Source organism: Orrella sp. JC864 (genome assembly GCF_037026685.1).
Lineage (GTDB): Bacteria > Pseudomonadota > Gammaproteobacteria > Burkholderiales > Burkholderiaceae_B > Orrella.
In genome coordinates, this window is record NZ_JBANET010000021.1 from 21756 (window position 1) to 34860 (window position 13105).

General features: G+C 68.9%; 16 protein-coding genes. 10 read left to right on the top strand and 6 right to left on the bottom strand.

What is annotated here, in order from left to right:
• Positions 1-146: 146 nt before the first annotated feature.
• Complete coding sequence (locus V8Z80_RS16945; protein ID WP_336062844.1) at positions 147-584, top strand: hypothetical protein; 438 nt, start codon at positions 147-149, stop codon at positions 582-584.
• A 96-nt stretch (positions 585-680) separates the two neighbouring features.
• On the opposite strand, the gene V8Z80_RS16950 is transcribed toward V8Z80_RS16945, so the two are convergent.
• Genes V8Z80_RS16950 through gspH form a run of 4 tightly spaced genes read right to left on the bottom strand, consistent with a single transcriptional unit; the run spans position 681 to position 2826 of the window.
• Entirely contained in the window at positions 681-1418 is a 738-nt protein-coding gene (locus tag V8Z80_RS16950) for a prepilin-type N-terminal cleavage/methylation domain-containing protein (RefSeq protein WP_336062845.1), read from the bottom strand.
• Positions 1419-1422: 4 nt separating this feature from the next.
• Complete coding sequence (gene gspI, locus V8Z80_RS16955) at positions 1423-1851, bottom strand: type II secretion system minor pseudopilin GspI (protein ID WP_336062846.1); 429 nt, start codon at positions 1849-1851, stop codon at positions 1423-1425.
• Complete coding sequence (locus V8Z80_RS16960; RefSeq protein WP_336062847.1) at positions 1848-2288, bottom strand: hypothetical protein; 441 nt, start codon at positions 2286-2288, stop codon at positions 1848-1850. The genes gspI and V8Z80_RS16960 overlap by 4 nt, the downstream gene beginning before the upstream one ends.
• A 31-nt stretch (positions 2289-2319) precedes the next feature.
• A complete protein-coding gene (gspH, locus tag V8Z80_RS16965) occupies positions 2320-2826 on the bottom strand; it encodes a type II secretion system minor pseudopilin GspH (RefSeq protein WP_336062848.1) in 507 nt (168 codons plus the stop codon).
• Between the two features lie 122 nt (positions 2827-2948).
• On the opposite strand from gspH, the gene V8Z80_RS16970 reads away from it, so the two are divergent.
• From V8Z80_RS16970 to V8Z80_RS16990, 5 genes are all read left to right on the top strand, one after another.
• Positions 2949-3386, top strand: a complete 438-nt coding sequence (locus V8Z80_RS16970; RefSeq protein ID WP_336062849.1) for a type II secretion system protein N — start codon at positions 2949-2951, stop codon at positions 3384-3386.
• A 92-nt stretch (positions 3387-3478) separates the two neighbouring features.
• A complete protein-coding gene (locus V8Z80_RS16975) occupies positions 3479-4102 on the top strand; it encodes a transposase (protein ID WP_336062850.1) in 624 nt (207 codons plus the stop codon).
• A gap of 377 nt (positions 4103-4479) precedes the next feature.
• Positions 4480-5163, top strand: coding sequence for a secretin and TonB N-terminal domain-containing protein (locus V8Z80_RS16980; RefSeq protein WP_336062851.1), 684 nt, complete (start codon positions 4480-4482; stop codon positions 5161-5163).
• Positions 5164-5236: 73 nt separating this feature from the next.
• Positions 5237-5875 (top strand): RNA polymerase sigma factor, encoded by a 639-nt coding sequence (locus tag V8Z80_RS16985; RefSeq protein WP_336062852.1) that lies wholly within the window; start codon positions 5237-5239, stop codon positions 5873-5875.
• A 127-nt stretch (positions 5876-6002) separates the two neighbouring features.
• Positions 6003-7004 carry a FecR family protein gene (locus V8Z80_RS16990; protein ID WP_336062853.1) on the top strand — a complete coding sequence of 334 codons (1002 nt, stop codon included), beginning with the start codon at positions 6003-6005 and terminating at the stop codon, positions 7002-7004.
• A gap of 18 nt (positions 7005-7022) precedes the next feature.
• Here V8Z80_RS16990 and V8Z80_RS16995 read toward each other — a convergent pair whose 3' ends face one another.
• Entirely contained in the window at positions 7023-7796 is a 774-nt protein-coding gene (locus V8Z80_RS16995; RefSeq protein ID WP_336062855.1) for a sulfite exporter TauE/SafE family protein, read from the bottom strand.
• Positions 7797-7919: 123 nt separating this feature from the next.
• Between V8Z80_RS16995 and V8Z80_RS17000 the strand changes: the two genes are divergently transcribed.
• The 3 genes from V8Z80_RS17000 to V8Z80_RS17010 all read left to right on the top strand — a co-directional run bounded on the left by V8Z80_RS17000 (position 7920) and on the right by V8Z80_RS17010 (position 11093).
• Positions 7920-8864, top strand: coding sequence for a LysR substrate-binding domain-containing protein (locus V8Z80_RS17000; protein ID WP_336062856.1), 945 nt, complete (start codon positions 7920-7922; stop codon positions 8862-8864).
• A 120-nt stretch (positions 8865-8984) separates the two neighbouring features.
• Positions 8985-10613 (top strand): Na/Pi symporter, encoded by a 1629-nt coding sequence (locus V8Z80_RS17005; RefSeq protein WP_336062858.1) that lies wholly within the window; start codon positions 8985-8987, stop codon positions 10611-10613.
• A 159-nt stretch (positions 10614-10772) separates the two neighbouring features.
• Positions 10773-11093 (top strand): virulence factor, encoded by a 321-nt coding sequence (locus V8Z80_RS17010; RefSeq protein ID WP_336062859.1) that lies wholly within the window; start codon positions 10773-10775, stop codon positions 11091-11093.
• Positions 11094-11126: 33 nt separating this feature from the next.
• Here the strand turns inward: V8Z80_RS17010 and V8Z80_RS17015 are convergent, their stop codons facing one another.
• Positions 11127-11990, bottom strand: coding sequence for an oxidoreductase (locus tag V8Z80_RS17015; RefSeq protein WP_336062860.1), 864 nt, complete (start codon positions 11988-11990; stop codon positions 11127-11129).
• Between the two features lie 120 nt (positions 11991-12110).
• On the opposite strand from V8Z80_RS17015, the gene V8Z80_RS17020 reads away from it, so the two are divergent.
• The gene (locus V8Z80_RS17020) at positions 12111-13064 is read left to right on the top strand and encodes a LysR family transcriptional regulator (protein ID WP_155197055.1); all 954 of its coding nucleotides are present in this window, start codon (positions 12111-12113) and stop codon (positions 13062-13064) included.
• The last annotated feature ends 41 nt before the right edge of the window (positions 13065-13105 follow it).

The following is a 13105-nucleotide window of genomic DNA, read 5'->3' on the forward strand; positions in this document are numbered from 1 at the left end:
CCGCTTGCCAATCGTCTTAGCAGCGTGTGGGGATTCATCGGCACGGACAGGCATTCGGCACTACCCCCTTTCCGGATGGGCATCCGTTGCGATTTGGGAGCATGACCATGATCTCGTTATGGCGGGTATGTCATTTTGGTGTTCCTTTGGCGCAAGACATCAAGCAGGCGCGCTGGTTCCAGGTTTCCGGTCCCATCGCCACCTGCGAGGGCTCGGCCGTGGCGGCCATGTACGCCCGCCTGGTGGCGTGCATGCAACCCAATCCCCGCGCCTTGCCGCTGGTCGATCACATCTTCGAACTGCAGGTGCCCGGCGATTCGGTCCAGGATGCCCGCCTGTCGCGCCGCTGGTTCCTCAACCGTCCCGAGGTGCGCGCCTGCGTCGACGAATGGCTGGCGCACGAGTCCTCCCTGGTGCTGCGGGTGCCCTCGGTCAGCGGCTCGCATCAATATCTGCTCAACCTTCGGCATCCCGGGCTGGGCCAGTGCCGTGTGTTCGACCGGGGGGCGTATCCCTATTCCAAATACCTGCCGGCGGTCGAGTCGGCGCTGGCAGACCCCAGCAAGTGGCTGTGCCTGCAGTAGCGCGCCGGCGGCCATGTTGAACCCGGCCTTATCCAGGCGAGCCCGCGTGCCGGCCAGGCGCATCCGGCCCCCGGCGCGCCGGCCGGATGCGCCGCTTCATTGCAGCGGGATGGCCCGGCGCAGCGGCCCGGCGCCGCTGCCCGGCGGCGGCTCCAGCACGATCTCCAGCCCCGACGCGGCATATAGGCCCAGCCCGGCGTGCGGCAGCCTCAGCCAGCCCTGGCCGTCGCGCCAGGCCCTGACCTCGAAGCCGCGCAGCGGGCCCAGCAGGGCCACCGCGTCGGCGCGGCCGGGTTCGGCCAGCGGGAACACCGCCGAGGCGGGGCCGGCGGCCCGGTACAGCGTGCCGTCGCTGATCCACCACTGCACGCGCTGCCAGTGGCCCGGCTGGGCCGCTGCGGCGCGGATGATCTCCAGCAGGAAGGGCCGCTGCGGCGTGCGCGCCACGTGCAGCGAGGCGGGCAGCAAGGGCTCCGTCAAGTCGGCCACGACGCGCCCCGAGGCGTCCCGTTTCACGCGTGACGATTCGTTTTGCGATTGTGACGCTGTTTCGTTTTGCGATGGGCCCGTGGCGGTTTCCGCTTCCACCCGCGCGATCTCGGCCGGCGCAAAGCCCGGCAGTTCCACCGTGGCGCGCTGCGCCACGTCCTGCTCCAGCTGCTGCAGCACGCGCATCCATAGACTGTCCCGGCGCGCATGCTCGGTCAGGCTGGCGTCCGAGCGCTCGACGCTTTCCAGCCCGCGCCATGCGATGACGCTGATGACCGCCATGATAAGTATGGCGATCATTATCTCGATCAGGGTAAAGCCTTGTTGTCGGCGCGGCATGGTCATGGGGTCAGCGCTTTTGCAAGGTGGCCAGCGTGGCCAGGGCGCGGTCCGGCTGGTCCTGCAGGTAGACCTCCACGATGACCGCGTTCATGCCCGCCTCGGCCGGTTCGATGCGCGTCACGCACAGGAACGGCCGCCCCTGCTGGGCGCAAGGGCGGGCCGGTCCGCCGGCCGCCGCCCCCGCCACCATCAGTTCGCCCATATGGGTATCGGCGGCAAGCAAGGCCAAGGCCCGGGTCTGCAGGATGCCGCTGGCCGTCGTGGCGGTACCTACGGCCCGCACCGCGGCGGCCAGCGCCACGCCGATGATGGCCAGCGCAACCAGCACTTCCAGCAGCGTGAACCCGGCCTGCGCCGGCGTGCCCGCATCAAGAGCCGCCGTGGCGCGCTGCCGGCCGAAATGCGGCGGGCAAGGATGCCTGGCCGCGCGGTTCATGGAGCAAGCCTTTGGGGATGGATCCGACTATGCGTAGACGAATGGATTTTGTCATCTCGACCGGACCGGTTTGTTCCATCTCGTGAAACCATGCCCGGCTCCTGCCAATCAGCGTTGCCGAGTCTATTCAAAAAAGAATCAACTTCTGCTGGCGAGCCGGGATCGTCAAACTCATGCAAGTTAGGGGCGTTAGGCTTATGCAATTCAGGATCAATCGTCCAATACCGCAGATTGGAAACGAAAAAATCATGCGAACTGGAGCCAGCCAGTTTGCGCCGCGCGGAGACACGATGCCTATTCAGAAAAGGGTCGGTTTCTGTATGCGAATCGGCATCGACAGGATTATGCGAAATGAGATGGGCCGGCCTATCCAGAATAGGATTATTCAGATCGGCAACGGCCGGTCTATCCGCATGTGGATCGAGTCGAGATTTCATAACTGAATCTGCAGATCTTTTCATATTTGGATTACCTGACGACATAGCCGCCGTCGGCGGCGCGTTCGATCGTGACGCTGGCCTGGCCATGGCGCAGCACCAGCTGCCAGGGCTGGCCGATCCATTCGCTGCCGAGCACGACCGGCCCGGCCGGCGACGCGTCGGTGGGTGTCAGGCGCCAGCTGCGCGGGCGCAGGGCATCGTTGCCGGAAAAGTCGTCCAGCGCTCCGTCGGTCATGACTTCCGGGACCACGCCGCCTGGCGGCAAGCGCCAGTTGCCGCGCGTAAAGCGGTAGCCTTGGCCGTCGGCGCGCCAGGCGACCAGCCTGCCGTCGGTGCGCACCGCCTGGTGCGCGGCTTCGAACTGCTGCGCCAGCTGCCGCGCATCCTGGCGCAGGATGCGCTCGGGCGAAGGGCTGATGCTCAGGCCTACCGCGCCGGCCGTGATGCCGATGATGACCAGCACCACCATGATCTCTATCAGGGTGAAGCCGCGCTGGCTGCAAACGGCAAGGGAAGGCGCGAACGGGGCGGGCATGGCGGCGGGCGGGTAAAGGCTCAGGAGCGGGGCACCCCGCGCATCCTAGCCCTTCAATGTGATGCTGCAATGAAACCTACACCTGGGTTTGATAAGCCGCCTTGCCGGTTGCGGGGGGGCGCATGCGCCTAGGCTTGCGGGTCTCTGCTTCTTTCGCCGCCGCCCTGCTGGGGCTGGGGCTGCTTCTTGCCGCCTTGCTGTATTGGGCGATGGCGCTGCGCCAGCCGCTGCCCGCCGCGCCGCAGGCGGCCAGCGGCCCGGCGGCGGCCGATCCGGCCGCCCAGGCGCTGGCGCAATGGTTCGGCCCGGGCGAAGTCCGGATGGACGTCGAGGTCAGCGGCCTGCTGCGCTCGGCCGGCCAGGCCGTGGCCGTCATGGCGGTCAACGGACAGCCGCCGCGCACCTATCGGGTGGGCGACGAGGTGGCGCAGTCGGCCACGGTCGCGGCGATCGAAGGCGATGCGGTGCTGGTGCGCCGAGACGGGCAGCTGGTGCGTTATCGCGTGCCGGCGCCGCGCGGCGCCGATGCCGATCAGGACGGCATCGTGCGCCGGCCTTAGCGGCTTTTTTCAGTGGCAGTGTCACGAGACAGCATCGCGCTTTCACAAGAGGCGCGGTGCCGAAAACAAAGCTGAGCAGGAGCAGTACGACAATGATGAAAGTAGGCATGCAGGACCTGGATAAATCCCTGGCCAAGATCGTCGATCACGCGCGCAACGAACCCGTGCAGGTGCTGCGCTACGGCCGCCCGTGGGTCTGGCTGGTGGGCCATGCATTGTGGGACCGGCCCTCGCAGGTGGCCGACCTGGTGCCCGAGCGCCATCCGCTGCGCGAGGTGCGTTTGCCTACCGATGCCGCGCTGTCCGAATCCATCACCGAACTGTATCGCCTGGCCCAGGTGATGGACCTGGCCTTGCCGCTGGAATTCGTTGTCCGCGCCTTGCTGCTGCAGTTGCTGTATGCCGTGCGCGACGAGCAGGAGCTGGCCGAGCGGATCGGCTACGACTTGACGTTCCGCTGGTTCGTCGGGATGGAACTGGAGCAGCCGGTGCCCCAGCCGCAAGCGCTAAAGAGCAGCCTGCAAGCCGCCTTGGGGCAGCTGCTGGTCGTGCGGCTGCTGCAGCGCCTGATGGTCGGCGTGCTGCCGCGCGAGGCCGGGCAGGCGCTGGGCAGGCTGCACCCGGATTATGGCTTGCTGAGCACCTGGATGGCGCCATTCCTGGAACAAGGCGGGACGGAGCTGTTCCTGCACATGGAGCCGGGCCGGACGGTTTGAGCGTACTTTCGGCAAAGCCGGCAGCGGCCCACGGGCGGCTGCCGGCTTATAGGGGCGTCAGGGGCTTGAGGGCGGGCATCGACCCATACGCTGGCATGATCGCGTTGATCAATGCATTCAGGAATGTTTGGTCTATCTAAAGATGAATAGCCGGGCCATGCATCGAGAGTTGCCTCGATCATCCAGCCCAGCGTCGATATTTTCCATATATATCAGAAGCTTGCTTTCTTTTTGGCAGCACTAAGACAACCTTAGCTCCCGTTGCGCTTCCGCCTTCATCTTGTCATGAAGTGGTCACGGGGGACTGCGACGATGGCACCCTTCCCAACGGTGCCAGAATTTTGCCGAGCCGATCGACTTCCTTGATTCGCCGGGGCATGGCCTTGTGCTGGTTCTGCGGGCTTGCGGCCACGGCATGGGCCCAGGGCATACAGTCCGGCGCGCCTGGGTTGGTGGGCACCTCGGCCCGGCCGCAAGAGCCAGGCGGTTTACTTACCTTCGACATTCCCGCGCAACCCTTGGCGGCGGCCTTGCATCGCTACGCGGAAATCTCCGGCAGGCCGGCGCTGTTTCGCAGCGAACTGGTCGAGGGCCGGCATTCGGCCGCGGTACGAGGGCGTTATACGCGCAGGCAGGCCCTGCGGGCCTTGCTCGAAGGCACGGGCCTGACGGCGCATGCGGCGCCGGGCATGGCCGCCGGGGTCTTCGTGCTGGCCCAGGCGCAGGCCCGGGGCCCCTCGCCGGCGCACGGGACGCAGCAGTACGGCGCCCTGGTGCAGGCGCGGGTATGGGCGGCCTTGTGCGCCGATGCCCGCACGGCGCCGGGCGCCTACCGTTCTTTGTTTCGTTTCTGGGTGGATGATTCCGGCCGCGTCGCCAGGGCGCGGCTGCTGACCTCGACGGGCGCCGCCGACAGGGATGCGGCGCTGCTAGGAGTACTGAATGACGTGCGTATCGAGCGTTCTCCTCCGCCGGGCCTGGAGCAGCCCTTGACCCTTATCGTGCTGCCGCGCGGCCAGGGCGATGCGCCCGATTGCGATACCGGGGCTGGGGTGAAATGACCCCTATGCCCGGTACGTTTGCTGCCTCCCCAGGGCGCGCGCCGGCCCCTTGGGGCGGCCCGGCGAGGCTGGCATGAGCGCCGTCCGCCCGACCGAAGGCGTGCCCGCCGGCGCCCCGCAAGGCGAAGGCGGGCCCACGCGCGAGGTCCGTGCGCCCGAGGCGGCGCCGGCTGCCGGGCGCCCGGCCGAGGGCCAGCGCGCCAGCGAGCCGGCGCGCCCGGACCTGCTGGATTTCCTGGCCAAGCGTTATGAAGACATCAAGCTGCGCCTGACGCGCCTGCTGGGCAGCGACGAGCTGGCTGGCGATGCGCTGCAGGACACCTGGCTGCGCCTGCACGCCCGCGAAGAAGCCGGGCTGATCAAGAGCCCCACTGCCTACCTGGTGCGGATCGCGGTCAACATCGCCGTGGACATCCAGCGCCGCCAGGGCAAGTCCCTGCCGCTGGACGAGGTCAATGCGCTGATGGAAATGGCCGACCCGGTGCCGGGGCCGGCCCGTTCGGCCGAGACCCGCTCGGAGCTGCAGGCGGCCATGCGCGTCATGGAGCGCATGCCCGCACGCCGGCGCGAGATCCTGCTGATGGTGCGCTGGGAAGGCCTGCCGCAAAAAGAGGTGGCCCGCCGTCTGGGGGTGACGGTGCGGACCGTGGAGCACGAACTCAAGCGGGCCCATACCTATCTGGACGAGCAGATGCGGCATGCCAGAAATTAGTTGGGGGATTTGCGCCTGCCGGTTCGTCTTAGCAAAGAGAGCGCCAATGGATGGCGTCTTGCCTATCACGACGCGGGCCGGTGCGGGGATTGCGACGCAAGCCACCTTGCCTGCGTGACATGACATCATGAAGACTTCCGTCGAAGACTCGGGCCTGGGCAGCAGCCAGCTCGAACAAGAAGCCAGGGCCTGGCTGCGCCTGCTCGCGTCCGGGCAGGTCAGGCAATGGGATGCCGAGGCGTTCAAGCGCTGGCTCGATACCAGCGTGGCGCACCGCCAAGCGTTTGCGCAGGTCAAGCGGCGCTGGGACCTGCTCAAGCCTGCCGCGGGCGAATACCTCTATCGCCATCCGCTGGAGGCGGCCCGGCACGAGCAGGCCATGGCGCGCCGGCCCGCCCGGGCGGGGCGCCGCGCCTTCCTGGGGGCGGCCGCCGGCGCCGCGGCCGTGGCGGGCGTGACGGCTTTCACGCCGGCGGGCCGGCTGCTGCTCTCGCCCGCGCAGTGGGGCGCCGACTATCGCACCGGCACGGGCGAGCAGCGGTCCCTGCAGCTGGCCGGGCGGGTCAACGTCATGCTCAATACCCAGACCAGCATCCGCCAGCAGGCGGGCGCGCCCGATGGGGCGGCCGGCATCGACCTGCTGGCCGGCGAGGCGGCCATCGACCTGCCTGAAGGCAGCGCGCTTTTTGCCGTGGCGGCGGGCGCGGGGCGCAGCCTCTCGGGCGCCGGCAGTTTCGAGGTGCGCTATCTGGACGGCATCGTGTGCGTGAGCTGTATCGACGGCCAGGTCCAGGTCGAGCATCCGGCCGGCGGCGGCCGGCTGCTGCCGCGCCAGCAGCTGTTGTACGACGCCCGGCACGTCAGTGCCGTGGCCGCCATCGAGCCGACCAGGGTTTCGGCCTGGCGCCACGGCGAACTGGTGTTCGAGCGTACCCGGCTGGCCGAGGTCATCGCCGAGATCAACCGCTACCGCCAGGGCCGCGTGGTGCTGATGAACGAGGCCGTGCGCAACCAGGCCGTCAGCGGACGCTTCCGGGTGGCCTCGCTCGATGCCGCGCTGCAGCAGCTGCAGCACACTTTCGCGCTGTCGGCCCGCAGCCTGCCGGGTGGCCTGATGGTGCTGAGCTGAGCGGCCAGCGGGACGACATCATCCCGCCTTGACAAGTCCTTCGTACACGATCATGTGCAGGCCCAGCAGCGCCAGGCTGGCAAGAAAGCACTTGCGAAATACCGCCGGCGAGAGCCGCTGGCGCAGCGCCTGGCCCAGCTGCATGCCGGCCAGCGCAGGCAGCAGCATCAGCATCGACAGGCCCAGGGCCGCGGCGTCGTAGCGCGCATTCATGTAAAGGCCCGCGGCCAGCGCGATGGTCGAGACGGTGAACGAGGTGCCCATGGCCTGGATGAGGCCGTCGCGCCCCAGGTTCAGGGCCTGCAGGTAAGGCACAGCAGGGATCACGAACACGCCCGTGGCGGCGGTGACCATGCCGGTGGCCGCGCCCACCAGCGGGCCCATCCAACCCTGCCTGCCGGCCGGCACCGAGACCTGCATGCCGCTCAGGCCCCACAGCGCATAGGCGATCAGGGCCGCGCCCAGCGACACCATGGCCCAGGCTCCGGCGGGCGCTCCCCACAGCCAGGCGCCGGCCAGCGTGCCGGCGAAGACCCCGCCTTGCATGGGGGCGAGCCGGCGCAGCAGCGGCAAGGCGGCGCGCCATGGCCGGACCTGCCAGACGTTGGTGACCAGCGACGGTATGATCAGCAGCGCCGCGGCATGCGCCGGCGTCATCATCAGGGCCAGCAGTCCCATGGCGATGGTGGGCAGGCCCAGCCCCACCACGCCCTTGACCAGCCCGGCCAGCACGAAGACGGCGGCGGCGGCCAGGGGCAGCAGCCAGGGCAGGGCAGCGGTTTGTTCGAACATGGACGGCATCCGGCAAGACGATAGCCCGATTCTGCGCGGACCACGCGCGCCGCCGCGAGCGGGAAATGCCTGACATTGCCTCAGGTGCAGCCATAGGAAGTCTGTGCTAGTGTTGCAGCCATCATGCACGTCGACCTGACCGACCTGAGGCTGTTCCTGAACGTTGCCGAGGCCGGCACCATCACCGGCGGCGCGCAGGCCACGCACATGACGCTGGCCTCGGCCAGCGAGCGCATCCGCGGCATGGAGCAGGATCTGGGCACGCCCTTGCTGCTGCGCGAGCGGCGCGGGGTCACGGTCACGCCTGCCGGCCGCACGCTGCTGCACCATGCCCGGCAGGTGCTGCGCCAGGTCGAGCGCATGCAGGGCGAGCTGGGCGACTTCGGCAGCGGCTTTCGCGGCCATGTGCGCATGCTGTGCAATACCTCGGCCATCAGCGAGCACCTGCCCAAGGTGCTTTGCGGATTCCTGGCCGCGCATGCCGGCATTTCCATCGACCTGCAGGAGCGTTCCAGCGACGAGATCGTCGATGCGCTGCGCAATGACGTGTGCGATCTGGGCATCGTTTCCGATTCGGTGGCGCTGCACGGCCTGGCGCATTATCTGTTTCGCGCCGATCCCTTGTGCCTGGTGGTGCCGCAGGGCCATCGGCTGGCCGGGCGCCGGGCGCTGAGCCTGGCCGAGATCGCCGACGAGCAGTTCGTCGGCCTGGCCGAGGGCAGCGCCTTGCACGAGCACCTGGCCCAGCATGCCCGCAGGCTGGGCAAGCGGCTGAGCTACCGGATCCGTTTGCGCGGGCTCGAATCGCTGTGCCGCGTGGTCGGCCACGGCATCGGCGTGGGCATCGTGCCCCAAGCGGCGGCGGTGCGCTACGGCAGGACTGCCCGGATCAAGCGCGTGCCCCTGTCCGATCCCTGGGCGACGCGCAACCTGGTGCTGTGCATGCGCAGCCTGCAGGAACTGCCCCAGCACGTGCAGCTGCTGGTGCGGCACGTGCTGGGGCAGCCGGCCCGCGCCGCCAGGGCTGCAAAGCGGGAATCGCCTCAGCAAGCCTCAGGCTGGGCCTGAACTGAAGGGCAGGCGCCTTGTCTCGAAAACGTAGCAAAACTTGCCTATATTCCCGCGATTTCTTCCTGCCCGGCCTGCCTAGATGCCCGCGTCCGTTGCTCCGTCCACCCGGTGCCTTCCATGATCCTGCTCGCGCAGCTGCTGGCCGGGCTGGGCCTGTTGTTCATCGGCATGCGGCTGATCGGCCAGCATCTGCGCGTGGCCGCGGGCCGGCGGGTGCGCGCGGCGCTGGTGCGCGCCACGGTCTCGCGCTGGAGCGGCCTGCTGTCGGGCATGGCGGCCGGGGCCGTGACGCAATCGAGCAACGCGGTCACGCTGATCCTGGCCAATCTCATGGCCAGCCGCGCCCTGTCCATCGGCCAGGCCGTGCCCGTGGCGGCCGGGGCTACCGTGGGCTCGGCCCTGATCGTGCTGATCGCCACTATCGACATCAGGCTGGTGGTGTTCTACATGCTGGCCCTGGGCGGCTTCGCGCTGCTGTTCAAGCTGGACCAGCGCGTGGCCTGGCGCGACTGGATCTGGGCGGGCCTGGGCCTGGCGCTGCTGTTCCTTGGGCTGGGCTATATCAAGCACGCGCCCACGGGCCTGGATGCGTCCGACTGGGATGCCCTGTTCACGGGGCTTTCGCCGGCGCTGGGGGTGCTGCTGGGCCTGGCATTCGCCATGGTGACGCAATCGGCGCTGTCCATCGTGATCCTGGCGGTCACGGCGGTGCACAGCGGCTTGCTCGACCTGGGCGCCACCTTCTGGATCATGACCGGCGCCAATCTGGGCAGCGGGCTGGCGCTGCTGGTCTCGGGCAGCGGGCTCAAGGGCAGCGGCAAGCGCCTGTGCCAGGCCTATATCGCCGTCAAGCTGGTAGGCACGCTGCTTGTGGCCGTGGGCTGGCTGGCCTATCTGCGCTGGGGTACGCCCGCCGGCCAGCCGGCCTTCGCGCTGGATTCGGCCGCACGGGTGCTGGCCCTGCTGTTCCTGGCGCAGCAGGCCGCCGGGGCGCTGGCCGTGGTGGGCTGGCGCGACCAGGTGCTGGCGCTGACGGCGCGCCTGACCGCGGTCGATCCGGTCGAGCAGGCCAGCCAGCCGCATTACCTGTACGACCGGGCCATTGAGGATCCGCTCAACGCCGTCAGCCTGGCCGTGCTCGAGCGCGAGCGCCTGGTGGCGGCCCTGCCCGGGCTGGTGCCCGACCTGGATCATCGCCAGGCCGACGACCCGGCCGCCCGCCGGCACCTGTGGGCGGGTCATCAAAGCGTGCTGAACCAGACCAGCCAGTTCCTGGTGGCGCTGATCGGCACCGGCGAACTGGGCAAGGAACTGGTGACCGTGCTCAACGAGCAGCTGCAGCTCGAATACCTGGACAAGCTGCAGGACACGCTGTACGAGTTCAGCGGCCTGGTGGACGAGCTGCAGCCCATGCCGCCGCTGCTGTTCAACCTTTCCGAGTCGCTGCGCACGCTGGTGGGGCTGCTGGCGGACACGGCCCCGCAGCCGGGCCGGCCTGCGGCCGACCTGCTCGACGTGCAGACCCTGGTGGCCTTGACCGAAGACCGCGGCGACCTGCTGGACCGGCTGCGCCGGCGGCTTACGCCTGCCGTGGCGCAAGCCGCGCCCTTGCCGGTGCCGGCCGCCCAGGTGCAGCCCTTGCTGGCGGCCACTTCCTTGTTCGAGCGGGCTGTGTGGCTGGTGCGCCGCCTGGCGGTGGCGCGGCTGGCGGCGATGCAGGGCGCCGAGACCGCGCAGCAGGCCTAGGCGGGGCCGGGCGGTCTGACAGGCAAGCAGATGTTACGGCGCCCTGGGGGCTGTAGCGTTTTGTCGCGGGTCGAATGTTTCGCTGCGCTTCAGGCCTGACACAACCCTGAATCCATCGCGTTTAATAGCCTCGAACGTGCAACCGCAAGAGGTGTGATCATGAAACGTTGGCTCATCGCCGCAGGCATCCTGGGATGCCTGGCCGCCGGACCGGCCGCCGCCCGCGTGGACGTGGGGATTTCCATCGGCATCCCCGGCGTCGTGCTGGGCGCCCCGGTCTACTATCCACCCGCTGTGGTGTACCAGCCGGCGCCCGTCTACGTGGCGCCGCGCCCGCGCGTGGTGCATCCGCCCCCCGTCGTGTACTACCCCAAGGTCCACTACGGCAAGCCGCATCATCACAAGCACCGCGGCCATTGGGGCCACCCCGGCAAGGGCAAGGGCCACCATCACCACGGCCGGCGCGGCTGGCGCGACTAGGATGCGGGGCGGCCGCCTTTGCGCGGCGGCTGCCTAGCGAGCAAAGTCGGTGCTGCGCGCCAGGTCCTGCCAGGCCTCGGTTTCCCAGGCGACGTGAGCCTGCTTCTCGGCTATCGCCTGCAAGGTATCCGAACCCAGCGGCAGGCGCAGCGGCGGGCGCGGCGCATCGGCAAGCTGCAGCATCGCCAGGGCCAGCTTTTCCGGATCGCCGGGCTGCCGGTGGTTAAGGGCGCCGGCGGCTGCCCGCACGGCGCCGGCCGTGGCGGCATAGTCCTCGATGATGCGCGACGCCACCGCCAGCGAGGCGCCATCCAGGAAGTCGGTGCGGAAATAGCCCGGCTCCACCACGGTGGCATGGATGCCCAGCGGCGCCAGCTCCTGGTGCAAGGCCTCGGTAATGCCCTCGATGGCGAATTTGGTGGCGCAATAGACCCCGAAGCCCGCCGCCGCTCGCCAGCCGCCGATCGATGAGAGATTGATGACGTGGCCCGCGCCTTGCGCGCGCATGGCCGGCAAGACGGCCCGCAGCACGTTCAGCACGCCGAATACATTGGTTTCGAACACCCGGCGCACCGCTTCCTCCTCCGATTCCTCCACCGCGCCCAGCAGGCCGAATCCGGCGTTGTTGACCAGCACGTCGATGCGTCCGAACGCCTGCAGCGCCTGCCGGGCCGCCTGCTCGGCCTGCCGGGCGTCGGTCACGTCCAGGGCCAGCGGCAGCAGCCCGGGCGCCGGCCCCAGCCGGGCGGCTACCGCCGCCGCGTCGCGTCCGGTGGCCACCACCGCGTTGCCGTCCTGCAGCGCGGCGCGCGCCATCAATGCTCCCAGTCCGCGCGATGCCCCGGTAATGAACCACACGCGCTTGAAGTTCCTGTCTTGGATCTGTGTGTCAGCCATGTCTTGCTCCTGTTCGAAATAGTGGGATGGCGGATAAAGCTTAGGCTTGCCGACTGGCAAGAACTAGCTGTCTTTGGCTAGACTGATAATCAAGAAAAATTTGCCAATAGGAGGCCTGCCATGAACGAGGTGCGGGCGATCACGCTGTTCGTGCGCGCGGCGACGCTGGGCAGCCTGCGCAAGGCCGCCGTCGACCAGGGCGTCACCCCGCAGGCCGCCAGCCATGCCGTCATGCAGCTGGAAAAACAGCTGGGCGTGCGCCTGCTGCACCGCACGACCCGCAGGCTTTCCTTGACCGAGGAAGGGCGGCGCCTGCTCGAAGGCGCCACCCCCGCGCTGGCCATGCTCGCATCGGCGCTGGATGACGCCCGCCAAGCCAGCCATGCGCTAAGCGGCCCGCTGCGCATCAGCGCGCCGGCTTCGGCCGGGCGCGCGGTGTTCTGGCCCTGCATCCTGGCCTTCGCCCGGCAGCATCCCGAGGTGACCCTGGACGTGCGCTTCGACGACCAGTTTTCCGATCTGGTGGCCGGGCAGTTCGACGTGGGCCTGCGCGGAGGTGCGGCGCCGGCGCCCGGCGCGATCGCCCGGCGCCTGATGCCCATCCAGCTGATCGTGTGCGCGGCCCCGGCCTATCTGCAGCGCCATGGCGCGCCCCGCACGCTGGACGAACTGATGCAGCACCGCTGCACCGGCTACCGCCGGGCCAATACCGGCAAGCTTGCACCCTGGGAGTTTCGCGTCGGGCAGGAGACGGTGTACCGCGAGGTGCCGGCCGTCTTGTGCGCCAACGACCTGCAAGCCGAAACCGAGGCCGTGCTGGCGGGCCTGGGTATCGGCCAGCTGGCCAGCTTCTCGGCCGCGCCGCACCTGCGCGCCGGCCGCCTGGTGCCCTTGCTGACGCGCCACGTGGCCGAGCACGACGCCTTCTACGTCTACTACCGCCGCCGTACCGAGCAGCCGTTGCGCGCCCGGGCATTCATCGAATTCATGGTCCAGCGCCTGGCCGGCAATCGTGATTTCTTCCTGCCGCCGGCCGAGCTGCGCGCTTTGGCCGGCCAATGGCGGGCGAGGTGATGCTGCGCGCCCTGAAAGCGCGTCATGGCCTTCCTTGTCCG